This is a genomic window from Microbispora sp. NPDC049125 (assembly GCF_040802045.1).
GTDB lineage: Bacteria > Actinomycetota > Actinomycetes > Streptosporangiales > Streptosporangiaceae > Microbispora.
In genome coordinates, this window is sequence record NZ_JBEZDW010000006.1 from 25183 (window position 1) to 51566 (window position 26384).

Genomic DNA, 26384 nt, shown 5'->3' on the forward strand with positions numbered 1-26384 from the left:
TCATGCCGAACCTGTCAGCCAAACCCCCCGACCCGAGCCGCTCCGACCCGAGGGGGCTCCGGCGCGCGGTCGCCTCCAGCTTCCTGGGAAGCGTGATCGAGTACTACGACTTCCTGCTGTACGCCACCGCCTCCGCGGTGGTCTTCAACAAGATCTACTTCTCCTCCCTCGACCCGCTCGCGGCGACGGCGGCCAGCTTCGGCACCTTCGCCACGGGCTACCTCGCCCGGCCCCTCGGCGGCGTCGTCTTCGGTCACTTCGGCGACCGCCTGGGGCGCAAGCGCATGCTCGTGCTGACCATGACCCTGATGGGCGTCGCCAGCTTCCTCATCGGCGTTCTCCCCACGTACGCGCAGATCGGCGTCCTCGCTCCCGTCGCGCTCGTCGCGCTCCGCGTTCTCCAGGGCGTCGCGGTCGGCGGCGAGTGGGGCGCCGCCGTGCTGATGTCGGCCGAGCACGCGACCAGCCGCCGGGGCCTGTGGGCGAGTTTCACCAACGCCGGAGCCCCCTTCGGCATGGTGCTCTCCACCGGGGCGCTCACCGGCACCGCCGCCGTCGTCGGCGAACAGGCGTTCCTGAGCTGGGGCTGGCGGGTGCCGTTCCTCCTGAGCGTCGTCCTGCTGGCCGTCGGCCTGTTCGTCCGGCTCAAGGTCGAGGAGAGCCCGGTCTTCGAGGCCGCCAGGAAGGCCGCGGCGGCCGGCACCGTCCCCCAGAGGGCGCCGCTGCTCGACGTGCTCCGCGACCACCCGAAGACGCTGCTGCTCGGCGTGGGAGTCGGGCTGTCCGCCTTCGTGGCGCAGGGGACGCTCACCACCTACCTCATCGCGTACGGAGTGCGGTCCGGCTTCCCCCGCCAGGCGGTGCTGAACGGCCTGACGCTGTCGTCCGCCCTCGCCGTCGTGAGCATCATCGCGTGGTCGGCGCTGTCGGACCGGGTCGGGCGCCGCCCCGTCGTGCTCGCGGGAGCGCTGCTCATGGCGGTGTTCGCCTTCATCCTGTTCCCGATGGTCGACAGCGGCAGCGTCGCCGTGCTTACCATCGCCCTTGTGCTGGGCCAGTCGCTCCTCCACCCCATGATGTACGGCCCGCTCGGGGCGCTGTACACCGAACTGTTCGCCACCCGGAGCCGCTACACCGGCGCCTCGCTCGGCTACCAGATCGCCGGTCTCGGGGCCGGCCTGGCCCCGCTGCTGTTCGCCACGATCGACGAGTCCACCGGCGGCGGCGACACGACGACGATCTCGGTGATCATCGCGGCCTTCTGCCTGCTCACCGTGGGCTGCGTCCTCGCGCTGCGGGAGACCAGCGGCCGCGACCTGTCCTCGGTCGCCACGCCCGTGCCGGCCCCGGGCGGCGTCACCGGCGCGGCCGGACAGCCGTCCATCTGACCTCCCGAACTCCAACCGACAGGGGTGACACGGATGCGGAACGCCGGAGTGGGGGGCTGGCCCGCCCGCCGCGCGCAGATGAGCCCGGACCGCACCGCGTTCGTCTTCGCGGACCGGCCGGTCACCTACGGCGAGGTGCACGAGCGGACGACGATGCTCGCGTCGCGGCTGCGCGACGCGGGGGTGGAAGCGGGGGACCGGGTCGCCTACCTCGGCCCCAACCACACCGCCTTCATCGAGACCATGTTCGCCACGCACGTGCTCGGCGGGATCTTCGTGCCGCTGAACTTCCGGCTGGCGGCGCCCGAGGCCGCGTACATGCTTGAGGACGCGGGCCCCTCGGTGCTCGTCTACGCGCCCGAGTGCGCCGCCATCGTACGAGCCCTCCCGGTCATGCCGGCCCTGCGTACGGTCGTGGCGCTGGAGTCGCCGGCCGCCGGGGAGCCTGAGTTCGAGGCGTGGCTGGCGGAGGGCGACCCCACGCCGATCGACACCCCGGTGGCGCTCGACGACGTCGCGCTCATCCTCTACACGTCCGGCACCACCGGGCGTCCCAAGGGGGCGATGCTCACCCACGCCAACCTGGTGTGGAACTGCTTCCACATCATGATCGGGGTCGATGTGGCGGGCAGCGAGGTGACGCTGATCAGCGCGCCGCTCTTCCACGTCGCGGCCCTGAACCAGACGATGCTGCCGACGTTCCTCAAGGGCGGCCGCTCGGTGATCATGCCGTCCTGGGACGTGGACGCCTGCTACGACCTCATCGAGAGGCACCGCGTCACCTGGATGTTCGGGGTCACCACGATGTTCGCGGCGTTCGCGCGGTCGCAGCGGTGGGCCGGCGCCGACCTGTCGTCGCTGCGCACCCTCATGTCCGGGGGAGCCGCGATCCCGGTCGCGCTGATCCGCACCTATCAGGAGCGGGGCCTGGTCTTCTGCCAGGGCTACGGGCTGACGGAGACCTCGCCCGGCGCGACCTTCCTGGAGGCGGGTGAGAGCGTGCGCAAGGTGGGCTCGGCGGGGGTGCCGGTGTTCTTCGCCGACGTGCGCGTGGTCCGGCCCGACCTCACGGCCGTGGAGCCCGGTGAGCCGGGCGAGGTGCTCATCCAGGGGCCCAACGTGACCCCCGGCTACTGGCGCGACCCCGAGGCGACCGCCGCCGCGTTCGCCGACGGACGCTGGCTGAGATCCGGCGACCTCGGCGTCCTCGACGAGGAGGGGCATCTCCACATCGTCGACCGGGTCAAGGACATGTACATCTCCGGCGGGGAGAACGTCTACCCTGCCGAGGTCGAGGGCGTGCTGTTCGAGCATCCGGCCGTGGCCGAGGTCGCCGTGGTCGGCGTGCCGGACGGGAAGTGGGGCGAGGTCGGCCGGGCGTTCGTCGTCCCCCGCCCCGGCGCCGTCGTCACCCCCGCCGACCTGCGTGAGTTCCTCCGCCCCCGCCTGGCCAAGTACAAGATCCCCTGCTATCTCGACATCGTCGACGCGCTGCCGAGGACGGGCTCAGGCAAGATCCGCAAACCCGAGCTGCGCAGGATCCCCCTGCCGGCCGGATGATCCGGTGTCCGGCCGGCCCGGTCCCCAACCACGAGGAGCATCTGTGACCGTCACCGAATTCGCGCGCGACCAGTGGTACGTGGCCGCCTACAGCCACGAGGTGGGCAGGCGGCAACTCGGCCGTACCATCCTCAACGAGCCCGTACTGCTCTACCGCACCGAGGACGGCCGGGCCGTGGCGATGGCGGACCGCTGCGTGCACCGCCGGTTCCCGCTGTCTGAGTCGCCCAGCCACCTCGTGGGCGACCGGGTGGTCTGCGGCTACCACGGCTTCACCTACGGCCCCGACGGCGTCTGCGTCGCGGTTCCCGCGCAGCAGCGCATCCCGCGCACCGCCCGCCTGCGCGCCTACCCCGTCGTGGAGCAGGACTCGTTCGTGTGGGTCTGGATCGGCGACCGGGAGCCGGGCGGCACGCTGCCCCCGCGCGCACCGTGGTTGACCTCGCCCGGCTACGCCACGGTCTGCGGGATGGAGCCGCTCAACGCGCGGTACGGCCTGCTCGTCGACAACCTCCTGGACCTGTCCCATGAGACGTACCTGCACGGCGGGTACATCGGAACCCCGGAGGTGGCAGAGACCCCAATCACCACCGAGGTCGACGAGGAGGCGGGCGTCGTCTACGTCAGCAGGCACATGGACGACGCGGCCTGCCCGCCGTTCTACGCCGAGTCCACCGGCATCAAGGGCCGGATCACCCGCTGGCAGGACATCGAGTACCACCCGCCGTGCCTGTACCTGCTGCACAGCCGGGTCGCCCCCGTCGGGTCGCCCCCGCCCGCGCCCGACGGCGACCCGCACGCCTTCCACGTCGAGGTGGTCTACGCGATCACGCCGTCGACGGACAACTCCACCTACGACTTCTGGGCCGTCGCCCGTGACTTCGCGCTCGACGACCAGAAGGTCTCCGACTTCCTCCGGGAGAGCAACCGCACCGTCGTGCTCCAGGACGTCACCGCGCTCAACACGCTGGAGCAGGTCCTCGCGCAGGAGGCGGACCGCTACCAGGAGCTGTCGGTGAACATCGACACCGGCGGCCTGGCGGCCCGGCGTCTCCTCACCCGGATGGCACAGACCGGCTCAGCGCGGCCGTCGGCGCGGTCATCAGCGCAGTCATCAGCGCGGCCGGAGGCCGCCGCCCGATGAACGCGGACGACCTCGGCGCGCCGGCCGCCCGCAGGGTCCACCGCATCCACTGGGTGCCGGGGACCGACCGGCTGCACGCCGTCTGCTTCTGCGGGGCGGACAAGGAGTTCACCGATCCGGTGGTCCTGTGGGACTGGCTGCTCGGCCACCCCGAGGGACACCGGTCCCGCCCGGTGCCGGATCCGCCGGCCCCCGCCGCCGTACTCGTCTGACATGCCGACACCCGGGAGCGGGGCAGGAAGGGGGACCGGCCGGCGATGCCCGTCGAGGAACCGGAGTTCGACCTGAAGGTGGCGGTCAAGCGGCCGATCGCCGAGGGCGTCGTGCTCCTGAGTCTCGTACGCCCCGGCGGCGACCCGCTGCCCGCGTGGACGCCCGGCGCGCACGTCGACCTGCTGCTCGCTCCCGGCCTGGTCAGGCAGTACTCACTGTGCGGCGATCCGCGCGACAGGTCCGTCTTCCAGGTGGCGGTGCTGCGGGAGGCCGCAGGGCGCGGCGGCTCCGAGCACGTGCACGACCGGCTCGCCGAGGGAGACACGCTCAGGGCCCGCGGCCCCCGCAACCGCTTCGCCCTGGTCGACTCTCCGCGCTACCTCTTCATCGCCGGCGGCATCGGCGTCACGCCGATCCTCCCGATGATCGCCGAAGCGGACGCTCGCGGCGCGGACTGGCGGCTGGTGTACGGCGGGCGCACCCGGGCCTCCATGGCCTTCGCCGATCAGCTCGCCCGGGACCATCCTGGGAGGGTCGAGCTGTGTCCCCAGGACGAGACCGGTCTGCTCGACCTGGACCTTCTGCTCGGCGTGCCGCGTACGGACACGGTCGTCTACTGCTGCGGGCCCGAGCCGCTGCTGGTGGCCGCCGGGGAGCGGTGCGCCTCCTGGCCGGAGGGCGCGCTGAGGGTCGAGCGCTTCGTGCCCGCGGCGAAGGACGACGACGAGCCCTCGGCCGCGTTCGAGGTGGAACTGACCCTGACCGGCACGACGCTGACCGTGCCGCCGGACCGCTCGATCCTGGAGGTGGTCGAGGAGGCCGGCGTACCGGTGCTGTCCTCCTGCCGTGAGGGGACCTGCGGCACCTGTGAGACGACCGTACTGGACGGCGTCCCCGACCATCGCGACTTCCTGCTCACCGAGGAGGAGCGCGCGGCCGGGGACATCATGTTCATCTGCGTGTCCCGTGCCCGCTCGCCGCGCCTCGTCCTGGAGATCTGAAATCCAGCCTCTCGGGAACCCGCGCGTCGGCTATCGCAGGGCTCCCGCGCACACGGTGAGACCTTCGACGATCGCCTCGCGCGTCGTCTCGTCGATCCCCGCGAGCATGACCTCCTCGATGCTGTCGAGCGAGCGGTCGCATTGCCGCAGCGCGGCCAGCCCCGCGCCGGTGAGACTGGAGCACAGCATCCGGCCGCCGTCGGGATGCGGGTCGCGGCGGATCAGCCCACGCTGCTCCAGCTCCCGGATGACCAGGTTCATGGCCTGCGGCGTGACGAAGGTGATGCGGGCCAGCTCCGCCGAGGACAGCCCGTCCCGCATGCGTAGCTCGCTGAGCGCCATGTATTCGGTGGTGCTGACGCCGTGCCGGGCGAGCTCCTCGTCCAGGCGGGCACGGATGCGCCGCTCCAGCCGATACACCAGGTAGCTCAGGCGCGGTGCGGGCGAGGCCGGCGGGGCGGTCGGATCGCTACGGCTGAAGGTCACCGAACGACGATAACGTGCGCTCTCGGGATGTAAGTTTCTCGACCCTATATCAAGCCGTTTGATATCAAGACACTTGATAAGCAGCGGAAAGGCGCTTTCTCCAGGCCCGGCTCACCCCGGCCCGCCGGGGCGCGCGTTGACCGGCTTGTCGGGAAACCCCTATACCGGTGGAAGTTTCTCCGCGTGAGACGGCGGCGCCGCGGCCCCGTGTACCGACCAGAGGACACCTCCCGCCCATCAAGGAGAGGACAGCCGATGAAGCGATTGATCGCAGTGCTGGCCGCCGCCTGCGCCACGGTGCTCTACGCCGCCGCGGCCCTGATCTTCGCGCCGCCCACCCTGGCCGCCACCCTCACCGAGGTGACCGGTTTCGGGTCCAATCCCGGGAATCTGCGCATGCACCTGTATGTGCCGAACAACGTGCAGCAGAGCCCGGCCATCGTGCTCGCCATGCACGGGTGCGGCGGCTCCGGCCCCGGTTTCTACTCGGGCTCGGAGTTCGCCTCCCTCGCCGATCGATACGGATTCATCGTCATTTATCCGTCGGCGTCCAAGAAGGGCAACTGTTTCGACTCCTGGTCGAGCGAGTCCCACGTGCGCAACGGCGGCAGCGACCCGGTCTCGCTCATGTCCATGATCACCTACACCCGGCAGCGGTACAACGGCGACTCGAACCGCATCTATGTCACGGGCAGCTCGGCCGGCGGCATGGAGACCAACATCATGCTCGGCGACTACCCGGACGTCTTCAAGGCCGGGGCCGCGTTCATGGGCGTGCCGTTCGGGTGCTTCGCCAACGAGGCCGACTACATCCCCTCGCCCGGCGCCAGCAACTGCGCCTCGGGGCGTATCAGCAAGACGCCGCAGCAGTGGGGAGACCTGGTCCGCGCCGCCTATCCCGGCTACAGCGGGCCCCGGCCGCGCGTGCAGCTCTGGCACGGCACCGCCGACAACCTCGTCTACTACGCCGAGCTCCAGCAGGAGATCGACCAGTGGACCAACGTGTTCGGTCTCAGCCAGACCCCCACGAGCACCGACACGCCGCAGGCCAACTGGAACCGCCGCCGTTACGCCGACGCCTCCGGGGCGGTGAAGGTCGAGGCCTACAGCATCCAGGGCGCCGGCCACAGCCTCCCGATGAGCGGCATGGCGGCCGCCGCCATCCAGTTCTTCGGCATCACCGGCCAGCCGAGCCCCTCGCCTTCCCCCAGCCCCTCCCCGTCGCCCAGCCCTTCTCCGTCCCCCAGCCCCTCGCCGTCGGACCCCGGGCCGGGGACCGGGTGCCGGATCACCTACGTCCCGAACACCTGGAACACCGGGTTCACCGCCAACATCACGATCACCAACACGGGGAGTGCCGCCGTCAACGGCTGGACCGTCGCCTGGTCCTGGACGGGCAACCAGCGTGTCGCCAACGCCTGGAACGCTGATGTGACCCAGTCGGGCACGCAGGTCATCGCGCGCAACGTCGCCTACAACGGCACCATCGCCGCCGGAGCCAGTACGACTTTCGGCTTCCAGGCCGAGTACAGCGGCACGAACTCCGACCCGGCCGCCTTCACCCTCAACGGCGCCGCCTGCACGAGGGGCTGACCCCCATCCGGGGACAGTCGCAGATCAGCTCCCCGGTCAGCCGGGTCACCGGCCCGGCTGACCGTATCCCCAATAGTCGAATGGGTAACGGGAATGAAGCCGGACGGGCAATAGAATTGTCACCCGGGATTTCAGTCTCGGTATCCCGCTTTAGTGGCGCGCCGAATCCGAGTACGGCGATCGCCTGTGCGGCGCCGATGGCCGCCACCTCGTTCCACTATGTGGTTGCCGTATGAAATTTACATGGATCAACGCGCGTGATGAAGAGATTGATATGCGCCATCCGGCCTGATCAAAGGACGCCGCATATAAGTGCCGTCTTACCTGTTGGGATTCGCGGAGTGTGCGATCCTCCGGGTCGGGAGTGCGCATTAGACAGCCCCCGGCGGCGACAATAATCTCCGGGTGCGGATCGCTTCGAGTTCCGCGGTATGCGACTACCCGGCGTGTGGCGTTTCGCCGCCGTCAAGTCAATGGAGGTTGCGAATTTGCTATCGAGCACTCGGCGGCTTCACGCGACAAGGTCCGCGGTCATCGCTCTTCTGATGGTCGTCGCGGCCCTCCTGTCCGTCACACCGGCGCACGCGGCCTACGGCGCCCCCCAGCCCGTGTCGATGGCCGTGTACGGCGGGCCGACGGGCAGCCAGCTCCTGGCCAGGCTGGACGGGACGGTGCAGTTCGACGACGGGAACACGAAGTACCTGTACAACCTTGAGTTGTGCCGCGTGTCCAGCTTCGTCGCGCCGCACGTCAGCGTCTACGTCAACGGCGTGTACAAGAACACGCTGTACTACAGCGGCGGCTCGTCGACGGCTCTTTGCCCGGCCTTCTACACCGCGACGCCACTGGCCGCCGAGGTGGACAACGGCAGCACGGTCATGAACCTGACCCTCACCTTGGTGGGCTCGGACTTCAACAACAACGTCTACCGCGAGCGCACCAGGACCGCGACGTACGACAACCCCTTCAACTGAGCCGGACTCGTTGACGGTCCGCACCACCGTGAAGACCTCGCCGGATCCCTTTCCGCGAGGTCTTCTCGGGTTCCCGGGCGCGGGAGGCGGCCCCGTCGATCTCCGGCACGTCAGGCCCGGGCCTTCGTGTGGAGCGGAGCTCGATGAGGTGCGCAGGGAGGTAGATCACCTCTGACCTGCGTGTGCATGGCATGTATACGTGATGTGTATAGTCGTCCCCATGTCACTCGGACAAACCTTCCTCGGGCTCCTGGAGTCCGGCCCCCGGCACGGGTACGACCTCAAGCGGACCTACGACGACCGGTTCGGCAACACCAAGCCGCTGCACTACGGGCAGGTGTACGCGACACTGTCGCGGCTGCTCAAGGACGGGCTCGTCGAGCTGGACGCGGTCGAGCCCGGCGAGGGGCCGGAGCGCAAGCGGTACGCGATCACTTCGGCAGGGGTGACCGACGTGGACCGCTGGCTGGGCACGCCGGAGAAGCCGGAGCCGTACCTGCAGAACACGCTGTACACCAAGGTCGTGCTGGCGGTGCTGACCGGCCGGCCGGCGGCCGACCTGCTGGACGTGCAGCGGGCCGAGCACCTGCGGCTGATGCGCGAGCTGACCCGGCGCAAGGCCACGGACGACCTCGCCGAACAGCTGATCTGCGATCACGCGCTGTTCCACCTGGAGGCCGACCTGCGCTGGCTTGAGCTGACCACGGCGCGGCTGGACGAGCTGGCCGCGCGGGTGCGCTCGTGACCGGCTCGCCGCTGCTGGTCGCGGCGGACCTGCGCAAGTCGTACGGGCCGACGCCGGCGCTGGACGGGGCCTCGCTGGCGGTGGGACCCGGGGAGGTGGTGGCCATCATGGGGCCGTCCGGGTCCGGGAAGTCGACGCTGCTGCACTGCCTGGCCGGGATCGTGGTGCCGGACGCCGGAGAGGTGCGGTACGACGGCCAGAAGCTGTCCGGTATGCCGGACGCGGCGCGCAGCGCGCTGCGCCGCACTCGGTTCGGGTTCGTCTTCCAGTTCGGGCAGCTCGTACCGGAGCTGACCTGCGTGGAGAACGTGGCGCTGCCGCTGCGGCTGGAGCGGGTGCCGCGGCGCGAGGCGGAGCGCCGGGCCGCGGAGTGGCTGGACCGGCTGGAGGTCGGCGACGTGGCCGGCAAGCGGCCGGGCGAGGTGTCCGGCGGGCAGGGCCAGCGGGTGGCGGTGGCCCGGGCGCTGGTCACCACGCCCCGGGTGGTGTTCGCCGACGAGCCCACCGGCGCGCTCGACTCGCTCAACGGCGAGCGGGTGATGCGGCTGCTCACGGCCGCGGCCCGGGACACCGGCGCGGCGGTGGTGCTGGTCACCCACGAGCCCCGGGTGGCGGGCTACTCCGACCGCGAGGTCGTCGTCCGCGACGGCCGTACCAGGGACCTGGAGCGTGCGTTGTGAGCGAGTTGCTGCTCGGCGCGCGGTTCGCGGTCGCGGGCGGCCGGGACGGCTGGACCCGCACCCTGCTCACCGCGATCGGGGTCGGCGTCGGCGTGGCGCTGCTGCTGCTCGCCGCCTCGGTGCCGGGCGCGCTCCAGTCCCGTGACGAGCGCGGCGACGCCCGCATCGGCTTCCACGCCGGCGGCGCGCTGCCGGCCGGCCCCGGCACGGTGCTCGTCGCGAGCGTGCAGACGACGTTCCGGGAACAGGAGGTGTACGGCCAGGTCGTGCGCGCGGAGGGGCCGGACGCGCCGGTGCCGCCGGGGCTGAAGGCACTGCCCCGAGCCGGGGAGGCGGTGGTGTCGCCGGCACTGCGGGACCTGCTCGGCTCGCCGGAGGGTCCGCTGTTCGCGCCGCGCCTCGGCGGCGCGCGGGTGACCGGCGTGATCGGCGACGAGGGGCTGCTCGGGCCGGGCGAGCTCGCCTTCTACCTGGGCAGCGACACGCTCGGCACCGAACAGGCGGTCCGGCTGGACCGGTTCGGCGAACCGCTGCCGGACGGCGAGGGCTTCGGCCCCCTGCTCACCCTGCTCATCGTGATCATCTTCGTGGTGCTGCTGCTGCCGATCACGGTGTTCATCGGGGCCGCGATGCGGTTCGGCGGAGAACGCCGGGACCGGCGGCTGGCGGCGCTCCGGCTGGTCGGCGCCGACCGGCGGATGACCCGGCGGATCGCCACAGGCGAGACCGTCGCGGCGGCGCTGCTGGGGCTCGCCGTCGGCGGCCTGCTGTTCCTGGCCGGCCGCCGGCTGGTGCCGCTGGTCACCCTCTGGGACATCAGCCTGTACGCCGGGGACGTGCGCCCCGCGCTGCCGCTGGTCGTGGCGATCGGGCTGACGGTGCCCGCCCTCGCGGTCGCGGTGAGCCTGGCCGCGCTGCGTGGCGTCGCCGTGGAACCGCTCGGGGTGACCCGCCGCGCGGTCCCGCCACGCCGCCGGATCTGGTGGCGGCTGCTGCTGCCCGCCGCCGGCCTGGCGCTGCTCGCCCCGCTGGTCGACGGGGGTGGCGTCGCCGCGGCGCCGGCCGAGTACCAGGCCGCCGCCGGGACGGTGCTGCTGCTGGCCGGCGCGGTCGCGCTGCTGCCGTGGCTGATCGACCTGGTGGTACGGCGGCTGGGTGCGGGGCCGGTGGGCTGGCAGCTCGCGGTGCGGCGGCTCCAGCTGGACAGCGCCGCCTCGGCCCGCCTGGTCGGCGGGATCGCGGTCGCGGTGGCCGGGACCATCGGCCTGCAGATGCTGTTCGCCGCGGTGGAGGACCGGTCGAGGACGGCGGGCGACGACGTGACCTGGGCCCAGGCGATCGTGCGGACCTTCGGCCGGACCGACCTGCCGGGGTCGCTGGCCCGGTTGCGCGGCACGCCGGGCGTGGCCGGCGCCGTGGGCACGCACGAGATCCCCGCGGTGCCTGCGCACGGTGGGCCCGACCGCGTGCAACTGCTCGTCGGCGACTGTGCCGAACTGGCCGCGTTCGCCGATCTCGGCCGGTGCGCCAACGGCGACACGTTCCTGGTCCGCTCGCCGGAAGGCGGCCCGGTCACGGCGTCGCAGGTCCGCCCCGGCGGCTGGGTCGCCCTCGGCGACGACGGCCGCCGCTGGACGGTGCCCGCCGACGCCCGGCGGGTGCCGGCCCGCACGGAGGGACCGGTGGCCCCCCGGGACGCCATCCTGGCCACGCCGGGCGCGCTCGACCCGGGCAGCCTGCCCGAGCCGGAGACGACCACCTTCGTCCGGATTGTGCCGGGCGACCCGGATGCGCTGGAGCGGGTGCGCAGCACCGCGCTGGAGGACGACCCGTTCGCCCAGGTCTCCGCGCTCAGCGCGGTGCGGGAGACCCACCGGTTCGCGTCGATCCGGCGGGGCCTCTACCTCGGGATCGTGGTCACCCTGCTGCTGATCGCGGCCAGCATGCTCGTCGGCGTGCTGGAGCAACTGCGGGAACGCCGCCGGCTGCTGGCCATGCTGGTCGCCCTGGGCACCCCGCGCCGTTCGCTCAGCCTGTCGGTGCTCTGGCAGACCGTGCTGCCGGTGCTGGTCGGGCTGGTGCTCGCGGTCGGCTTCGGTCTCGGGCTCGGCGTCGTGCTGCTGCGCATCGCGGCCGTGCGGGTCACGGTCAGCTGGGCGGCGGTGGGCTGGTCGGTCGGCCTCGGCGCCGCCACCGTGCTGCTGACGACCGCGCTGAGCCTGCCCACGCTGTGGCGGATCACCCGGCCGGACGGCCTGCGTACCGAGTGACCTACGCCGCCGTGGCGATGCGAGCCCCCCTTCCACGACCGCCGTACGGTGGCACGTGCCAACCGCGGGCTTCCCCCGGGGCGGGCGGAGCGTGTAGGAAGGGGGATCACGCGAAAGGTCCCTCATGGATTCGACGGCCACCCAAGGGCTCCGGCCCGGCGATCCGGCTCACATCGGCCCGTACCGCCTGCTCGGCAGGCTCGGCGAGGGCGGCATGGGGACGGTCTACCTCGGCTCGGACGAGCAGGGACGGCTGGTGGCCGTGAAGGTGGTCCGGCAGGGACTCGACGGGGAGGGTTTCGCCGCGCGCTTCCACGCCGAAGTGGCGGGTGCCCGCCGTGTCGCGTCGTTCTGCACCGCGCGGGTGCTCGACGACGGGACGGCGGAGAACGGGCGGCCGTACATGGTGACCGAGTACATCCCCGGCACCCCGCTCTCACGCCAGGTCGCGACGCACGGCCCTCTGGAGCCGGGGCAGCTCCACGGGGTGGCCGTGGGGGTGGCGACGGCGCTGGCCGCGATTCACGTGGCGGGGCTGGTGCACCGCGATCTGAAGCCCGCCAACGTCATCTTGTCGATGTCCGGGCCCCGCGTGATCGACTTCGGCATCGCCCGGGTCATGGACGCCGCGCAGGGCCCCACCCGGGCGGGAGAGGTGCTCGGCAGCCCGGGGTGGTGGGCCCCCGAGCAGGTCAACGGCGATCCCGTCGGCCCGTGGACCGACATCTTCGCCTGGGGCTGCCTGGTCGCGTACGCCGGAACGGGCCGCCATCCGTTCGGCCGGGGCGACGCCGCGCTGCTGGCGGCCCGCGTGCTGACCGGCCCTCCAGACCTGGAGGGACTGCCGGCCCCGCTCGACGACCTCGCCGCGCGTGCCACCGACCGCGATCCCTCCGTACGGCCCGGCGCGCAGGAGTTGATGATCGCGCTGGTGGGCGGGGATCTGTCCGGGCCCCGGACCGCGCAGGTCCGGGAAGGAGCGGTGACGGCGGCGCTCACCCGGTCGTGGGATCCGCCGGCGAACGTGGCCGAGGACGCCACGAGGATCGCCGATGTCGTGCCGGCGCAGGCCCCGCCGAGCCGCCGGGTGAACCGGTGGACGCTGGGGATCGTGGCTGCCGTGCTGGCGCTCGCGGCGAGCGTGGCCGTGCTCGTCCGGGTGATCCCCTCGGGCAGGGGAGACGTGCCCACCACGGCCGGCGCGGCCAGTGGTTCGGCGTCCGCCGGGCCGGAGGAGCCGGCCTCCTCGGCGAGCGTCGGCGTGGGGGAGTGGGCGAAGATCGACGGCACTCCCCTGCGGTTCCTGATCGCGGAGGCGCCCAACTGCGAGTGGACGTCGTACGGCGACACTCCCAGCGCGCAGGGCCGGTTCTGCGTGCTGAAGTGGGCTCTCAAGAACGACGCCTCCGAAGACGCGTCCGTCGAGGCGAGCACCGTCACCCTCGTCGACGACCAGGGGTCGGAGTACGGCCCGAGCGACGTGTCGGACCCCGCGCCCACCTCGGTCTCCGCCCTCAGCTCGGTGGAGGGCTTCATGGTCTTCGACATGCCCTCCGGCCGCACCCCCGCCCGCCTCACGCTGGCCGGCGGGGCGGTGGAGATCACGTTCTGACTCGCGCCGCCCGGGGCGGGGCCGTACTGCTTCGATGGTGTCCTCACATCATCGGAGGGACACATGCACCTGGACGGCCACGGCTCCGGCTTCGCCGAGTTCTGGCGGGAGCGGCACCTGTGCACGCTGACCACCGTCCGTCCCGACGGCACGCCCCATGTGGTGCCGGTCGGCGCGACGCTGGACATCCCCGGCGGGACGGCCCGCGTCATCACCTCGGGCACGTCGTACAAGGCCCGGCTCGTCGCCGCCGGAGCGGACCGGGTCGCGCTCTGCCAGGTGGACGGCCGGCGCTGGTCGACCCTGGAGGGCACGGCGGTGGTACGCGCCGACGCGGACGCGGTGGCCGACGCGGAGCGGCGCTACGCCGAGCGGTACCGGGAGCCCCGGCCCAACCCGGCCCGGGTGGTGCTGGAGATCCGGATCACCCGCGTGCTCGGCAACGTGTGACCGGCGGTTCGGATCATGGGGCGGCGGCACCCGGTCGTGGGACCGCCTCCCGGATGGCCGGGAGACTCGTGCCGCGTTGACGGAACTGATCGGCCTGATCGGTTCACCGGCCGTCAGTGAGAGCGTCGAGCAACTCCCGCTCGCGCTGGGCGCTGAGGCCGGCACGCCGTTCCCGGTTCAGACCCTGCTCGCGCTCCCAGACAAGCGTGTCCGCCAGCAACTCCGCCCGGGGGCGATGACGGAGCCCCGCGGCGCGCGCCGCGGATCCGTCCCGGGCCGAGAACCCTTCCCAGCCCGGCTCCGCCAGCCACATCGGCAGCGACTCGGCCCCCATGTACTCGGCCACGCCGTTCGCCAGGAGCCATGCCGAGCCGGCTGTGACGACCGGGCCGGTGTGCCCGCCGACGGCGCGGGACAGCTCGATCCACTCTCCGAACGGAACGACCGGACCGACGGCGTCGTATGTGCCGGTGGTTCCCGCCTCCGCGGCGTCGAGCAGCCAGGCGGCGAGGTCGCGTACGTCGACCGCCTGTGTCGGCCCGGCCGGCGCGTCGGGGACCAGCATCGGCCCGTGGGGGTCGCGTGCGGCCCGGGCCACCCAGTATCCGGAACGCCCGCTGTGGTCCCCCGGGCCGCCGATGAGACCGGCGCGTGCGATGAGAAGGCGGTCGCCCACGACGTCCGCCGACGCCTGCTCGCAGGCGACCTTCGCCTCGCCGTACGACTCGCGGTCGGCCTCGTCTCGATCGGTGGGGGCGAGCAGGGCGGCGGACTCGTCCGCGCCCGGAGTGGCATGCGAGGCATAGGCGCTCACGGATGAGACATAGGCCCAGTGCCTGGCCCTGCCGCCCAGTGCGTCGAGCGCTCCCCGAACGAACCCCGGTTGCCACGACACCTCGATGACCGCGTCCCATTCGCGGTCGAGCAACGGTTCGTACGCCGAAGGATCGCGCCGATCGGCGGCCACCAGCGTCGCCCCGGCGGCGACTTCTCCGCTTTCACCCCGGGCGAGGCATGTCACCCGGTTACCGAGCTCCACCGCTCGCCGTGACAGCTCCCGGCCCAACCACGCCGTTCCGCCCAGAATCAGGATCTCCATCCCGACACCCAAGCAGTGCGGACACCGGGCACCCCAGGCCGGTTCACTCTCAGCGGACCTGGTTCGCTGACGGCGGACCTTCGCGCCGGCGATCGGCGAGGCGGCCCCACACCGAGGCGGCCGCGATGGAGACACCGAGCAGGACGGCGCTTCCGACGATGTCGAGCACGTAGTGGTTCCCCGTGATGAGCACGTCGGCCACCATGCCGAGCGGGAACACCCACGCCAGCAGCGCCGCCCGTGGGTGACAGGCCCGGAGCGCGGACCACACGGCATACGCGCACCACGCCGACCATCCCACGTGCATGCTGGGCATGGCCGTGTAGTTCTGAGCCCCTGCCGCGGAATGGCTTCCCAGGATGTCGTGCTCGGCGATGATGTCGACGACACCCGGCAGGGCGAAGCGCGGGGGCGACATGGGAAGCGCCCAGTAGACCGGCAGAACGAGGGCGATCATCGCGAGAAGGGTCCGGCGGACCTTTGTGTAGACATCGGCGTGCCGGAAGAGAACCCACAGCAGCACACCGGCGAGCACGACGTAGTACAAGCGGTAGTAGTACACCGACGGCTGGATCAGGGCCGGATGCTCGGTGAGCCACTCGTTCGCCGTCCGCTCGATGTCCATATTGAGGCCGCGTTCCAGGGACTGCAGGGCCAGAGCGTTCGCGGTGGCGGACGCGAAATCCTTGGCCACGGCGGCGTGAAGACGCGTGAAGAGCAGAAACGCGAGCGCCAGCACGATCACTTCGACGAGCACGGTGGGCTGCCCACGCCCGCCTCCGGCACGCACGCCCGGTCGGGCACGCTCGATCAGGCGCGAAAACCCGGCGGTGGCAATCTCACGCCGCCAGTTTCTGAGATCCGGCGGTGGACTCATGCGGTCACCATAGCCGCGTCACCGGGCGGACGGCTTGACCTTCACGCATGGGTCAATCCCTACCGTCGTCGGCATGGACGCACCTTCGATGAACGCGGCATTCTCCGGTGTCCCCCGCACCGGGCTGGAGGTCTGGCTTGTCGCACGTCCGGATGCCCTGCCCACTCCCGGCGACTTCGAGATCGCCGAGGTCGCCGTCCCCGAACCCGCACCGGGTCAGGTGCTGGTCCGCAATCTGTTCATGTCGCTCGAGCCCGGCATGCTCATGTTGATAGCGGGGATCTCCGGTCTGCCGATGCCCCGCTACGAGATCGGCGAGGTGATGTACGGAGCCGCCATCGGCGAGGTGGTCGTCTCCGCCGACCCGTCACTTGGCGTGGGCGACCTGGTGACGCATCGGTTCGGCTGGCGCGAGTACGCCGTGGAGCGGGCCGGGCTGTTCCGCCGCGTCGACCGGAACGCCTACCCGACGCCTTCTGTCCACCTGGGCTCCGGGCTGGTGGCGTATGTCGGGCTCATGGACGCCGCGGAGCTACGGCCCGGCGACACCGTCTTCGTCTCCAGCGCGGCTGGAGCGACGGGAAACATGGCGGGTCAGATCGCCCGGCTCAAGGGGGCGTCTCGGGTGATCGGCAGCGCCGGATCACCCGAGAAGGTCGCCCGTCTGACCGGCGTACTCGGGTTCGATGCGGCCTTCGACCATCACGACGGCCCGATCGTGGACCGGCTGCGCGAGGCCGCCCCCGAAGGCATCGACGTCTACTTCGACAACGTGGGCGGCGAGCACCTGCGTGCCGCGATCGAGGTGATGAACCCGCATGGCCGCATCGCGCTGTGCGGAGCCCTCAACCGGCAGGGCAAGAGCCGTCCTGACGACGGGTCGGGCGACCTGCTCAGCGTGATCGGCAAGCGCCTCACCATGCGTGGCTTCACCACGAGCGATCATCTTGAGCGTGCTCCGGAGTTCGGCACGCAGCTCCGTACCTGGCTGAGCGAAGGGGCGATCGTCCACGACGAGACGGTGATCGACGGGCTCGCGAGCGCGCCGCAGGCCCTCCTCGGTCTGGTGAAGGGCGCGTACACCGGGAAGACCGTGGTCCGGCTCGGGACTTGACCTTGACACGTACGAGAAGCCGTGCGGTTGGACTCGGAGGTGCCTGTGATGCTCATCGGTGAACTGGCCGCGGAGGCCGGGACCACGACCCGTACCCTGCGCTACTACGAGGAGCAGGGCCTGCTGGAGCCCGGTCGTACGAGCACGGGGTATCGCGTCTACGAGCCCGGTGCGACCCTCCGCGTCCGCAACATTCGCGAGCTGCTGGCCTGCGGGTTCACCGTCGAAAATGTGAAGTCGTTCCTGAAGCACCTCGACGCCGAGCTGCCCGCGGTGTTCGGCGATACGCCGCCGTGCGCCGCCAGCAACGCCGTCGCCGCGCAGCGGGTGGCTGAGCTGGAGGAGCGCATCGCCACCCTCACTCGGCTGCGCGACAGCCTTGTCCAGCGCATGCCTTGGCTGGCGGCGTCCGGCGACACCGGAGAGGAGCGGGCTGCCTGGTCGTGAGGTGCCACGGACTCTCCGGCCTGGATGGTCGCATCACGAAGGCACCCGCTTCTTCTCCGGTAGCACGATCACGATCTTCCCGCCGTTCAGGCCGCCAATCCGCATCCGCCGCACCTCCGGTCCACCTGTCAAGATCAACCCGCCGCGCGAGCCCGAGCAGAAGTAGCGGCTTGCGCCGCCTCCTGGAAGTCGACGATGGCCCCGCCGTAGTCCCTCGCCCAGTTCGTCAGGACCTCGATGGGCTCGACGAGGGTCCGACCGAGGTCGGTGAGGCGGTACTCGACCCGCCGTGGCGCTTCCGCATGGCGTTCGACCAGACCGTACTGCTGGAGCCGGCGCAGCGTCTGGGTGAGGACCTTGCGCGAGACACCGCCGATGAGGTCGACGAGCTCACCGTGCCTGCGAGGCTGATGGCTGAGCCCGAAGAGCACGAGCACGGCCCATTTGTCGGAGATGATCTCGACCGCCAGGCGCGTGGGGCAGTCGGCGAGGAAGGCTGGCCCAGCCGTGTTCTGCATGAAAATCGAAGGTACCAGGAGGTACCCCACCGCTCCGTAACGTCTTCCGCGAGCAACAAAACCACCAGATGCGGAGGAGTCACCATGCCACGAGTCGTCGTGTTCGACGAGTTCGGCGGGCCGGATGTCATGCACGTCGTCGAGGAGCCGGTCGTCGAACCCGCAGCCGGCGAGGTACGGGTCAGGATCGAGGCGTTCGCCGTCAACCCGCTCGACCAGATGATGCGTTCCGGTACCTTGCCCGCAACCGTCCCGCTGCCACACGCTCGCCTCGGCGTCGAAGGAACCGGCGTTATCGACGCGCTGGGCCCCGAGATCACCGGACTGGAGATCGGCGATCCAGTCATCCTCACGGCCATTCCGGACGCGAGCGTCAGGGGCAGCTACGCCGAATACACCACGGTCCCCGCGAGCCGGGTCGTCGCCCGGCCGGCCGGGCTCGGAATCACGGAGGCGGCGGCGATCTGGGTCGCGTACTCCACCGCCTACGGCGCGCTCGTCGAGAAGGCGAAGATGCGGCCCGGCGACCGCATCCTCATCACTGCCGCATCCGGCGGCGTCGGCCGGGCGGCGATGCAGATCGCCAATCAGATCGGCGCCGTGCCCATCGCCGTCACCCGGCACACTGCGAGGGAGGCCGACCTGCTCGCCGCCGGCGCCGCCGCGGTCATCGCCACCGACGACGTGGACGTCGTCGAAGCCGTCCGCCACCACACCGGCGGGACCGGCGCCGACATCGTCCTCGACGTTGTCATGGGCCCCGGCCAGCAGGATCTCCTGAAGGCGGCCCGCCCCGGCGGAACGCTGGTCGCGGCGGGCTTCCTGGACCCTCGGCCCACCCCCTTTCCGAGAAGCACGCCGCTCACGATCTTCAGCTACCGGAGCTTCGAGCACACCGTCGACGCCGTCGTGGTGAAGCGCATGGCGGCCTTCCTGAACGCCGGTGTACGCCTCGGTGCACTGCGGCCCGCCATCGACAAGGTGTTCGCCCTCGACGACGTCGTCGAGGCACACCGCCATCTCGAGAAGGGGCTCCACGCCGGGAAGAAGATCGTCGTCACGGTCTAAGGCGTGTATCCGGTCGTGGAAGCGGGCCGAGGTGGATCTGTCCCTGGTCGGTGTCGACTCCACCACCGCGCGGGCCCACCACGACGCTGCCGGGATGCTGGACAAGGTACGGGTGCGCGGACACGTCGGCCGTCCCCGCACCCGGCCTTCCGCGATGCATCACGTTCAGTGACTGGGCTCTGCAGTGCGGCGGCGTCGTGTCGAGCCGCCTCGATTTCATGAGGCAACCTTCTCGGTCGTCGCCGGCGTCGTAGGGGCGACGTGAAGATTCGAGGGAGGCCCATGAATGGCGGATCGATCGGAGTACGACGCGTTCGTCGCGGTGGCGTGGCAACGCCTGCTCCGCACCGCCTACCTGCTGTCGAGAGACTGGGCGGTGGCTGAGGACCTGGTGCAGACGGCGCTGATCAAGGCGTGGCTGGCCTGGCCGCGCATCCAGGACGAGCCCGAGGCATACGTCCGGAAGATCATCGTGAATGTCCACGTGTCGTGGTGGCGACGGCGTCGCAGACAGGTGGAGGTGACGACCGGATCTCCGCCCGACCGGACGGGAGCGGCCGACGACATGGGACGGGCCGACGAGCGCGACGTCGTCTGGCAGGCGTTGGGACGGCTGCCCGCCCGGCAGCGAGCCGTCGTCGTGCTGCGGTTCTTCGAGGACATGACCGAGGCCCAGGCCGCGGAGACGCTGGGATGCAGCGTAGGGACGGTCAAGAGCCAGACCAGCAAAGCGCTGGCCAAGCTGCGGGTCGACGACTCGTTCGCGTCCACGTACGCGAGAAGGGGGTAAGCCGCATGCCCATCGATCAGCGAGACCTTCATGATCTTCTGGAGGAGCGCAGCCGGCCGGCGGCCGGGCGTCCGATCCCGTGGGAGTCGCTGCGGACGGGGATAACCGGCGCCCGGCGCCGTCGTTTCACCGCTGTCGCGGGTGCCGCCGCGGTGGCGGCCGTGACGGCCGTGGCGGTCGTGGCTTCGGGAGGCGTGCTGAGTCTGCACGGAACCGATGAAGACGGACAGATCGCAGCGTCCGCCGCCGGCTCGATCCCGGCTCAGTTCGAGGAGGCGGACGGCACGGTCTACCGCAGGGTGGCCACGGCGACACTCGACGCGCCCCGCGAGAAGTCGGTGACGTTCGATGTGGAGGTGCACGGCAAGCCGCTGGCCGTCCTCGCGGACTGCCCGACGCCTTCGGGGGTGATGGCGCCGGAGGTCGCCGTACGGGTCCCGGATGTCTTCAAGGTGTTCACCCTGTCGCCGGTGTCCTTCCTGGGCGCCGGGTGCGAGAGGAATGGGGCCGTGCCCGTCGACGTGGCACCGCTTCCGGCCGGAACACGCCGGGCGACGTTCACCATCGACGCGCCCACGGGGTTCAAGAACATCGCTCCGCACGACCGCCCGGAGAGATGGCGGTTCGGCGTCTACGAGTGGACGCCTCCCCCCACCATGAAGGCCGCGTCGCCACCGGCCGAGCCGCCTCCTGCCATCGGCGGCCGGCCGCACGAGTTCACCCTGGTCGCGAAGAAGAGCATCACCTGGCCTGCCGCCCGTGAAGTGACGATCACAGTGCCCAACAGGGGACGATCGCTCGCCTTCGTGGCGTACTGCGGAGGCGACATCGCCCGCCGCCTCATACAGGAGGTCCGGGTGAACGGCCGTCCGGTCAAGGGCTCCACCACATGCATCGCCGGAACCGCCGACCGGAGGATCCCGTTCACCGACCTGGGCGGGCCGAAGCCGCGCAGCCAGAAGACCGTGACCATCCAGGTCCGGCTGGTGGCGAAGATCGCCGAATACCGGCAGCGGCCGGGAACGCTGACGGTGGCCGTCTACGGCAAGCCCGGGTGACCACGTGACGAGATCGGCCGGGACGTGCTCGCAGACGTAGTAGCCGAAATTGTCCCTTTTGTAGCGGGTCTTGACCGAGTCGCGGATTCATTTTTTCATCGGTCCATGCGTGCGACAGATCTGCCTCGTCAGAAGGGAAGGCCGTCTCGGTGAAACTCCGCAATCGCCAATGGGCAACGGTGACCATCGCTGCAGTCATGCTGTCCGGTATGGCCGGTGTGATGAGTCCCGTCGCTTCGGCGGCGACGGTGAACGCTCTGGCGATGAGTGGCACAGCCGCTTTCAGCCCGGCGGGCGCCGCACCGAATCGGCAGCTGGCCTCCCTTTCCGACGGTCATCTCTGCTGGTTGTTCTCCAACGGCGATAACGAGCCGAAAAACTACGACGCATCCACCGTCGTCTACACCGAGGGGATCACCTGCAACGGAGGGGTGCGCAGGATCCAGTTCACGCTCGAACTCATCTATAACGGTGTCACGGGTGACGCCAACGAGGTGGTCGCCAGCAGGACGGTCAGCACATTGAGCAATCCCGCGCAGTCGCTGATGGCGGGGCTGACGACCACAGGCGGGTCATGCCCTCCGGGCTACTACACGGGACGGATCACGGGCACGGTCGACTTCCGGTCGGGAACGCCGCTGACCATCACGAGGACGTTCACCTCCCGCCAGTCGTCCCGTTCCCTGTCGTGCCTTCCGCCTATGGGCTGAAATCGGCGACCGGGACCGCATTCGGACGGCCCTCGTTCGAGCGATTGGCCCGAGCGGATGACCCGGCTCTGCCTCAGCGTCCGCCGTTCCGGTCTCGCAGCCAGCGCTCGAATTCGGTGGCGACGATGCGCTCGTCATGCACGCCGGCCGCGTCGTCGGACGCCAGCCAGACAATGGGCGGCCCCATAACGGCGGGCTTCAGGAACTCCCGGCCTTCGGGCATGGCGTCCAGGGGAAGCATCCCCGTGACGGTCGGGCCGCCGGGCAGCAGCAGGTTGACGACGACCCCCGTGTCCCGCAGGTCGGCGGCCATGATCCGGGACAGCGCCTCACTGCCGGCGCGCGACGGCCCGTACGGGACGAACCCGGATCGGTGCATGGTCGAATGGCTCACCGAGATGTTGACGATGCGGCCGCCGCCGGCCGCCAGCATCCGTTGCGTGACCTCACGCGCCACTAGGAAGTAGCCGGTCAGGTTGGTCTCGATCACCGCGCGGAAGCCGTCGACCGGCACCTCCCAGAACCCCTGCGGGTGTGTCATGAAGCTTGGATTGACCGTCCGCATGCCGATCCCGGCGTTGTTCACCAGCATGTCGATGCCGCCGAGCCGCGACCACGCCTGGTCGACCGCCTTGGCCACCGACGACTCGTCGCGTACGTCCAGTTCGATGCCGACCGCCCCCGGCAGGTTGGCGGCGACCGAGCTCGCCCGCCGGCCGGATCGGCCGGTCAGCGCGACCGTCGCCTCCGCGGTGGCCAGGGCGGAGGCCATGGCGAGCCCCAATCCGCTCGTCCCGCCGGTCACCAGCACCTTCATCGGGATACCACCGTTCCGTGAACGGCCCGTCCGCGCTCGCCGACCGTGGTCTTCAGCAGTGTTGAAGCACTCATGACCTCGACGCTAGGTTCTAGACCGCGCTCGAAGTCAAGCCGCAGCCGGAACCCGGGCCTGCTCGCCGAGAGGCAGGCGTGAGCATCGCCGAGGCCGCCCGTCGCAGCGGGGTCAGCGTGCACACCCTGCGCTACTACGAACGCGCCGGCCTGGTCGTCACTCCCGTCGACCGCACCCACGGCGGCCGGCGTCGCTACCAGCAGCTCGATCTCGACTGGATCGTCGTCTGCACCAGGCTGCGGGCCACCGGCATGCCTCCGGTGCGGCGGGTCGCGCCGCACCGGAGGCTTCTTCTCTCAGGAAGGGACAGGGATCAGAGGGCGGGGGTCAGCTCGTCCAGGTCCACTTCTGGTTGTTGCCGCCGTGGCAGGAGTAGAGCTGGAGGCGGGTTCCGTTGGCGGTGGCGGCGCCTACGGCGTCCAGGCACAGCCCGGACTGAACGCCGGTGATGCTGCCGTCGGAGTTGACGCGCCACTTCTGGTTGTCGCCGCCCCAGCAGGAGTAGATCTGGATCGCGGCGCCGTTGCCGGTGCCGCCGGCGTCCAGGCACTTGTTGCCGTAGACCCTGATCTCACCGGCCGAGGTGGACGACCACTGCTGGTTGCTCTGGCCGTTGCAGTCCCAGAGCTGCACCTGGGTGCCGTCGGTGGTGGCGGCGTTGGGCACGTCCACGCACCGGCCGGACGCGACACCCCTGATCGCCCCGTTCCCCCCTGTGGTGGGAGTCGCCGTGGGAGTCGCCGTCGGAGTCGCCGTCGGAGTCACCGTCGGGGTGGGGCTGGGGTTCGGCGAGGCGGCGTTGAGGGCGTTGAGGACCGAGGTGTAGGCGGCCTTCTTGTTGCCGCCGCTGTCGAACAGCAGGGGGCTGGTGTTGGCGCCGAGCCAGGAGTCGCTGTCGCGTACGCCCCACACGGTGATGCCGACGCAGCGGGCGACGGCCAGGCAGTCGTTGGTCACGGCCTGGTAGGTGCTGGCCGAGCCGCCCTGGATGTCCAGCTCGGTGATCGCCACGTCGACACCCAGCGCGGCGAAGCTGGAGATCGTTGTGCGGTAGTTGCTGTTGTAGGCGCTTTGACTGTTGAAGTGGCCCTGCAGGCCGACGCAGTCGATCGGCACGCCGCGCTGCTTGAAGTCGCGGACCATGTTGTAGACGCCCTGGGTCTTGGCCCAGGACCAGTTGTCGATGTTGTAGTCGTTGTAGCAGAGCTTGGCGGCCGGGTCGGCGGCCCGCGCGGTGCGGAAGGCCACCTCGATCCAGTCGTTGCCGGTGCGCTGCAGGTTGGAGTTGCGCCGGCCGCCGTTGCTGTCGTCGAACGCCTCGTTGACCACGTCCCAGTAGGCGATCTTGCCCTTGTAGTGGCCCATCACGCCGTTGATGTGGTTGATCATCGCCTGGCGCAGCGCGCTGCCCTCCATGCGCTGCATCCAGGGCGGTTGCTGGGAGTGCCAGGCCAGGGTGTGCCCGCGTACCCGCTTGCCGTTCTGGACGGCCCAGTTGTAGACGCGGTCGCCGCTGCTGAAGTTGAACTGGTTCTGGTTGGGCTCGGTGGCGTCGGGCTTCATCTCGTTCTCGGGCGTCACCATGTTGAACTCGCGGTTCGCGATGGTGGTGTACTGCGAGTCGCCCAGCTTGCCGGCGGCGATCGCGGTGCCGAAGTACCGCCCGCTCTGCGCGGCCGCCGCTCCCAGCGTGCTCGCCGCGGCGTTGGCGGTGCCCGGCGCCGTCAGCACCGTGGCCGCGCCGAGCACGCCGAGGGCGCCGGCGATCAGGGCCCGGCGAAGGCCCTTGACGGATGTGCGGGTACCAGGCGGGGGTAAAGCATTCGTGCCCATGCCTGAGCCTCCATAACTGAATTCACTGAGAGACGGGAAACGCGGGGACGGGCCCCGAGGGATCGACGCCGCGTCCCTGCACTACGGGACGCACACCACGAGGACGTCGCAGGCGGCGGCCCCCCGCGTCGCACCACCACCGGGCAGCAGAGGGGGACCGCCTTGGGGACTCAGTGTGGAAACCTTCCCGAAATGTGTCAAGGGTCGCCAGAAAGTTTCGGAATCTCAGCCATTGGCCGGTCCCTGTAAGTCCCCCGCACCGGTGCTTCGACGTCCTGAAACCTTGCGGCGACCTCGTCTCCCTGGGAGGCGCGAAGTCGATGAAATTTTCATCACACGGCCCAGGCCGGTTAGGTGGGACAACCGCCGTAACGCCGCAGAAACCTATGCTCGCTCCCGCCGGCGGGCAGGGGACGCGGCCGGACCCTTGACTCGCCTCCCCGGCTCATGTTTGCTTCGGCGCACCACCACCACCTCCACCCACCCGATGGAGAGGGGAGTCCACCCGGCACACCGGACGTCCGCGCTAACAGAACGGCGCCGTGCCCTGAGGCGCCCGGCGACCAGAGTGGCGAGAGACCTCGGAACGACACCACGTCCCAGGACCCGTCCTCGCAGTCGTCGATCTCTTGACAGGGAGGTCCTCTCCAACGCAGCGGAGAGAGCCGGGCGGCCGGTGCGGCTGCGGGCGGGGGCCTGCCGTATCGGAGGCCCATGTCGCGCAGGGCGTCGCGCGACGCGACGGATCCCCGTCGTCCGACGAGATCCCGATGGAGCGGACGGCCGAGATCGTTCCTGGCCGGCCCGACGGTCGGGGCAGGGGTCGCGACCGGAGCGTCAGCGGCTCCCGTGGTCGCCCGCTGTCAGGGCGGCGAACTGTTCAACGCGTCGCGGAGCGTGCAGGTGAACGCCGGCTGATCCCACCCTCCCGATCCGGCAGGGCCCTGCCACGGCGCCTCCCACCTCAGAGGCGCCGTGGCGAGGTGCCGGACCGTCCGCGGCTGAGTATGAAGGCCGCGTCTCAGGTCGCTGCCGGCGCCGGCGAAGGCTCGGGTGTGTATCCGAGCTCCTGCGAGATCAGTGCCGAGGTCTCCAGCAGGAGCGGAAGTCTCTCCTTCAGCTTGTCCAAGCTGGCGATCACCTCGATCGCGGTGATGGAGACGGCCGCGATGACCTGTCCACGCGAATCCCTGATCGGTGCGGCGAGGCACGCGACGTAGGCGTCGTGCTCGCCGTCATCGACGGCCCAGCCACGCTCGGCGACGCCGGCGAGCTCGGTTTCGAGGGAGTCGCGGTCGGCGAAGGTGGTGTCGGTGAACCGCTCGAAGGTGACGTGCGAGAGCAGCCGATCGCGTTCCTCCCGGGAGAGGTGGGCAAGGATCACCTTGCCCACGGCGCTCGCGTAGATCGAGACGGCCCGGCCGATCCGGGACGGCAGCTTCACCGCGTCGAACGCGGGGCTGTCCACCTTGTCGACGTAGATGATCTCGTCGCCGGTCAGCTGCGCCAGATGCACGGTATGGCCCGTCTGCCGCTGAAGCCGGCGCAGGTGCACGGACGCGAACTGACGCAGGTCCATCGAGCCGAGCGCGAGCTCCGACAGTTCGATGAGCCCGCTGCCGAACACGTACGTCCCTGCCCCTGTCTTACGCACGAATCGCGCGGCCTCCAGCGTCTGGAGGATCCGGAGGGCCGTGGATTTGTGGACGCCGAGCACGTCCGAGGCCTCCGCGAGTGTCAGCGGGTGTTCCGCCGCCAGTCGGATCAGGTTGATCGCGCGCTGGACCGATTGCGCCACTTACCGTCCTCCTTGCGTTGCATAACTTGCAATGTAGCTCATGCGATGTGCAACCGCCACTTGA

The 26384-nt window shown here is 70.6% G+C and carries 25 protein-coding genes and 1 pseudogene; 19 read left to right on the forward strand and 7 right to left on the reverse strand.

What is annotated here, in order from left to right:
- The first annotated feature begins 2 nt into the window (after positions 1–2).
- Genes AB0B72_RS09170 through AB0B72_RS09190 form a run of 5 tightly spaced genes read left to right on the forward strand, consistent with a single transcriptional unit; the run spans position 3 to position 5306 of the window.
- A complete protein-coding gene (locus AB0B72_RS09170; RefSeq protein WP_367738079.1) occupies positions 3–1388 on the forward strand; it encodes an MFS transporter in 1386 nt (461 codons plus the stop codon).
- A gap of 33 nt (positions 1389–1421) precedes the next feature.
- Complete coding sequence (locus AB0B72_RS09175) at positions 1422–2948, forward strand: long-chain fatty acid--CoA ligase (protein WP_367738080.1); 1527 nt, start codon at positions 1422–1424, stop codon at positions 2946–2948.
- Between the two features lie 43 nt (positions 2949–2991).
- The gene (locus tag AB0B72_RS09180) at positions 2992–4092 is read left to right on the forward strand and encodes a Rieske 2Fe-2S domain-containing protein (protein ID WP_367738081.1); all 1101 of its coding nucleotides are present in this window, start codon (positions 2992–2994) and stop codon (positions 4090–4092) included.
- Positions 4089–4304, forward strand: a complete 216-nt coding sequence (locus tag AB0B72_RS09185) for a hypothetical protein (protein ID WP_367738082.1) — start codon at positions 4089–4091, stop codon at positions 4302–4304. Before AB0B72_RS09180 ends, AB0B72_RS09185 begins: the two co-directional genes overlap by 4 nt.
- A 45-nt stretch (positions 4305–4349) precedes the next feature.
- The gene (locus tag AB0B72_RS09190; RefSeq protein WP_367738083.1) at positions 4350–5306 is read left to right on the forward strand and encodes a 2Fe-2S iron-sulfur cluster-binding protein; all 957 of its coding nucleotides are present in this window, start codon (positions 4350–4352) and stop codon (positions 5304–5306) included.
- A gap of 30 nt (positions 5307–5336) precedes the next feature.
- Here the strand turns inward: AB0B72_RS09190 and AB0B72_RS09195 are convergent, their stop codons facing one another.
- Positions 5337–5792 carry a MarR family winged helix-turn-helix transcriptional regulator gene (locus AB0B72_RS09195; RefSeq protein ID WP_367738084.1) on the reverse strand — a complete coding sequence of 152 codons (456 nt, stop codon included), beginning with the start codon at positions 5790–5792 and terminating at the stop codon, positions 5337–5339.
- Positions 5793–6047: 255 nt separating this feature from the next.
- Here AB0B72_RS09195 and AB0B72_RS09200 point away from each other — a divergent pair, with 255 nt between their 5' ends.
- The 7 genes from AB0B72_RS09200 to AB0B72_RS09230 all read left to right on the forward strand — a co-directional run bounded on the left by AB0B72_RS09200 (position 6048) and on the right by AB0B72_RS09230 (position 14116).
- Positions 6048–7385, forward strand: coding sequence for a PHB depolymerase family esterase (locus tag AB0B72_RS09200; protein ID WP_367738085.1), 1338 nt, complete (start codon positions 6048–6050; stop codon positions 7383–7385).
- Between the two features lie 545 nt (positions 7386–7930).
- Entirely contained in the window at positions 7931–8359 is a 429-nt protein-coding gene (locus AB0B72_RS09205; protein WP_367738086.1) for a hypothetical protein, read from the forward strand.
- A 220-nt stretch (positions 8360–8579) separates the two neighbouring features.
- Positions 8580–9104 carry a PadR family transcriptional regulator gene (locus AB0B72_RS09210; protein ID WP_367738087.1) on the forward strand — a complete coding sequence of 175 codons (525 nt, stop codon included), beginning with the start codon at positions 8580–8582 and terminating at the stop codon, positions 9102–9104.
- Entirely contained in the window at positions 9101–9784 is a 684-nt protein-coding gene (locus tag AB0B72_RS09215) for an ABC transporter ATP-binding protein (protein WP_367738088.1), read from the forward strand. Before AB0B72_RS09210 ends, AB0B72_RS09215 begins: the two co-directional genes overlap by 4 nt.
- Positions 9781–12054: an FtsX-like permease family protein gene (locus AB0B72_RS09220; protein WP_367738089.1), complete on the forward strand. Its 2274-nt coding sequence runs from the start codon at positions 9781–9783 to the stop codon at positions 12052–12054. The genes AB0B72_RS09215 and AB0B72_RS09220 overlap by 4 nt, the downstream gene beginning before the upstream one ends.
- Before the next feature lie 124 nt (positions 12055–12178).
- Positions 12179–13666: a serine/threonine-protein kinase gene (locus AB0B72_RS09225; protein ID WP_367738090.1), complete on the forward strand. Its 1488-nt coding sequence runs from the start codon at positions 12179–12181 to the stop codon at positions 13664–13666.
- 63 nt (positions 13667–13729) lie between these two features.
- Positions 13730–14116, forward strand: coding sequence for a TIGR03618 family F420-dependent PPOX class oxidoreductase (locus AB0B72_RS09230; RefSeq protein WP_367738091.1), 387 nt, complete (start codon positions 13730–13732; stop codon positions 14114–14116).
- A gap of 103 nt (positions 14117–14219) precedes the next feature.
- Here the strand turns inward: AB0B72_RS09230 and AB0B72_RS09235 are convergent, their stop codons facing one another.
- Together AB0B72_RS09235 and AB0B72_RS09240 are read right to left on the reverse strand one after the other, a co-directional pair.
- A complete protein-coding gene (locus AB0B72_RS09235; RefSeq protein ID WP_367738092.1) occupies positions 14220–15215 on the reverse strand; it encodes an NAD-dependent epimerase/dehydratase family protein in 996 nt (331 codons plus the stop codon).
- A 49-nt stretch (positions 15216–15264) separates the two neighbouring features.
- Complete coding sequence (locus tag AB0B72_RS09240) at positions 15265–16092, reverse strand: phosphatase PAP2 family protein (RefSeq protein ID WP_367738093.1); 828 nt, start codon at positions 16090–16092, stop codon at positions 15265–15267.
- 73 nt (positions 16093–16165) lie between these two features.
- Here AB0B72_RS09240 and AB0B72_RS09245 point away from each other — a divergent pair, with 73 nt between their 5' ends.
- Together AB0B72_RS09245 and AB0B72_RS09250 are read left to right on the forward strand one after the other, a co-directional pair.
- Complete coding sequence (locus tag AB0B72_RS09245; protein ID WP_367738094.1) at positions 16166–17206, forward strand: NADP-dependent oxidoreductase; 1041 nt, start codon at positions 16166–16168, stop codon at positions 17204–17206.
- Positions 17207–17254: 48 nt separating this feature from the next.
- A complete protein-coding gene (locus AB0B72_RS09250) occupies positions 17255–17653 on the forward strand; it encodes a MerR family transcriptional regulator (RefSeq protein ID WP_367738095.1) in 399 nt (132 codons plus the stop codon).
- A gap of 134 nt (positions 17654–17787) precedes the next feature.
- On the opposite strand, the gene AB0B72_RS09255 is transcribed toward AB0B72_RS09250, so the two are convergent.
- Positions 17788–18171: a winged helix-turn-helix transcriptional regulator gene (locus tag AB0B72_RS09255; protein WP_367738096.1), complete on the reverse strand. Its 384-nt coding sequence runs from the start codon at positions 18169–18171 to the stop codon at positions 17788–17790.
- 84 nt (positions 18172–18255) lie between these two features.
- Here AB0B72_RS09255 and AB0B72_RS09260 point away from each other — a divergent pair, with 84 nt between their 5' ends.
- The 4 genes from AB0B72_RS09260 to AB0B72_RS09275 all read left to right on the forward strand — a co-directional run bounded on the left by AB0B72_RS09260 (position 18256) and on the right by AB0B72_RS09275 (position 21797).
- Entirely contained in the window at positions 18256–19239 is a 984-nt protein-coding gene (locus AB0B72_RS09260; RefSeq protein ID WP_367738097.1) for a zinc-dependent alcohol dehydrogenase family protein, read from the forward strand.
- Positions 19240–19525: 286 nt separating this feature from the next.
- Positions 19526–20029 carry a SigE family RNA polymerase sigma factor gene (locus tag AB0B72_RS09265; protein ID WP_367738098.1) on the forward strand — a complete coding sequence of 168 codons (504 nt, stop codon included), beginning with the start codon at positions 19526–19528 and terminating at the stop codon, positions 20027–20029.
- 5 nt (positions 20030–20034) lie between these two features.
- Positions 20035–21087 (forward strand): hypothetical protein, encoded by a 1053-nt coding sequence (locus tag AB0B72_RS09270; protein ID WP_367738099.1) that lies wholly within the window; start codon positions 20035–20037, stop codon positions 21085–21087.
- A 149-nt stretch (positions 21088–21236) separates the two neighbouring features.
- Positions 21237–21797 carry a hypothetical protein gene (locus AB0B72_RS09275; protein ID WP_367738100.1) on the forward strand — a complete coding sequence of 187 codons (561 nt, stop codon included), beginning with the start codon at positions 21237–21239 and terminating at the stop codon, positions 21795–21797.
- Between the two features lie 73 nt (positions 21798–21870).
- On the opposite strand, the gene AB0B72_RS09280 is transcribed toward AB0B72_RS09275, so the two are convergent.
- Positions 21871–22614 (reverse strand): SDR family NAD(P)-dependent oxidoreductase, encoded by a 744-nt coding sequence (locus AB0B72_RS09280; protein ID WP_367738101.1) that lies wholly within the window; start codon positions 22612–22614, stop codon positions 21871–21873.
- Between the two features lie 152 nt (positions 22615–22766).
- Between AB0B72_RS09280 and AB0B72_RS09285 the strand changes: the two are divergent.
- Positions 22767–22934, forward strand: a pseudogene (locus AB0B72_RS09285) (MerR family DNA-binding transcriptional regulator); the annotation flags it as partial.
- An 82-nt stretch (positions 22935–23016) separates the two neighbouring features.
- Here AB0B72_RS09285 and AB0B72_RS09290 read toward each other — a convergent pair.
- Complete coding sequence (locus AB0B72_RS09290) at positions 23017–24522, reverse strand: endo-1,4-beta-xylanase (protein ID WP_367738102.1); 1506 nt, start codon at positions 24520–24522, stop codon at positions 23017–23019.
- A gap of 1021 nt (positions 24523–25543) precedes the next feature.
- Complete coding sequence (locus AB0B72_RS09295; RefSeq protein ID WP_367738103.1) at positions 25544–26320, reverse strand: IclR family transcriptional regulator; 777 nt, start codon at positions 26318–26320, stop codon at positions 25544–25546.
- Positions 26321–26384 lie beyond the last annotated feature (64 nt).

What these genes read in the sequence shown, in the direction of transcription:
- AB0B72_RS09170 (WP_367738079.1), top strand. Translation starts at nt 3, where the DNA reads ATGCCGAACCTGTCAGCCAAACCCCCCGACCCGAGCCGCTCCGACCCG.
- AB0B72_RS09175 (WP_367738080.1), top strand. Translation starts at nt 1,422, where the DNA reads ATGCGGAACGCCGGAGTGGGGGGCTGGCCCGCCCGCCGCGCGCAGATG.
- AB0B72_RS09185 (WP_367738082.1), top strand. Translation starts at nt 4,089, where the DNA reads ATGAACGCGGACGACCTCGGCGCGCCGGCCGCCCGCAGGGTCCACCGC.
- AB0B72_RS09190 (WP_367738083.1), top strand. Translation starts at nt 4,350, where the DNA reads ATGCCCGTCGAGGAACCGGAGTTCGACCTGAAGGTGGCGGTCAAGCGG.
- AB0B72_RS09200 (WP_367738085.1), top strand. Translation starts at nt 6,048, where the DNA reads ATGAAGCGATTGATCGCAGTGCTGGCCGCCGCCTGCGCCACGGTGCTC.
- AB0B72_RS09205 (WP_367738086.1), top strand. Translation starts at nt 7,931, where the DNA reads ATGGTCGTCGCGGCCCTCCTGTCCGTCACACCGGCGCACGCGGCCTAC.
- AB0B72_RS09210 (WP_367738087.1), top strand. Translation starts at nt 8,580, where the DNA reads ATGTCACTCGGACAAACCTTCCTCGGGCTCCTGGAGTCCGGCCCCCGG.
- AB0B72_RS09225 (WP_367738090.1), top strand. Translation starts at nt 12,179, where the DNA reads ATGGATTCGACGGCCACCCAAGGGCTCCGGCCCGGCGATCCGGCTCAC.
- AB0B72_RS09230 (WP_367738091.1), top strand. Translation starts at nt 13,730, where the DNA reads ATGCACCTGGACGGCCACGGCTCCGGCTTCGCCGAGTTCTGGCGGGAG.
- AB0B72_RS09235 (WP_367738092.1), bottom strand. Translation starts at nt 15,215, where the DNA reads ATGGAGATCCTGATTCTGGGCGGAACGGCGTGGTTGGGCCGGGAGCTG.
- AB0B72_RS09240 (WP_367738093.1), bottom strand. Translation starts at nt 16,092, where the DNA reads ATGAGTCCACCGCCGGATCTCAGAAACTGGCGGCGTGAGATTGCCACC.
- AB0B72_RS09245 (WP_367738094.1), top strand. Translation starts at nt 16,166, where the DNA reads ATGGACGCACCTTCGATGAACGCGGCATTCTCCGGTGTCCCCCGCACC.
- AB0B72_RS09250 (WP_367738095.1), top strand. Translation starts at nt 17,255, where the DNA reads ATGCTCATCGGTGAACTGGCCGCGGAGGCCGGGACCACGACCCGTACC.
- AB0B72_RS09255 (WP_367738096.1), bottom strand. Translation starts at nt 18,171, where the DNA reads ATGCAGAACACGGCTGGGCCAGCCTTCCTCGCCGACTGCCCCACGCGC.
- AB0B72_RS09260 (WP_367738097.1), top strand. Translation starts at nt 18,256, where the DNA reads ATGCCACGAGTCGTCGTGTTCGACGAGTTCGGCGGGCCGGATGTCATG.
- AB0B72_RS09265 (WP_367738098.1), top strand. Translation starts at nt 19,526, where the DNA reads ATGGCGGATCGATCGGAGTACGACGCGTTCGTCGCGGTGGCGTGGCAA.
- AB0B72_RS09270 (WP_367738099.1), top strand. Translation starts at nt 20,035, where the DNA reads ATGCCCATCGATCAGCGAGACCTTCATGATCTTCTGGAGGAGCGCAGC.
- AB0B72_RS09280 (WP_367738101.1), bottom strand. Translation starts at nt 22,614, where the DNA reads ATGAAGGTGCTGGTGACCGGCGGGACGAGCGGATTGGGGCTCGCCATG.
- AB0B72_RS09290 (WP_367738102.1), bottom strand. Translation starts at nt 24,522, where the DNA reads ATGGGCACGAATGCTTTACCCCCGCCTGGTACCCGCACATCCGTCAAG.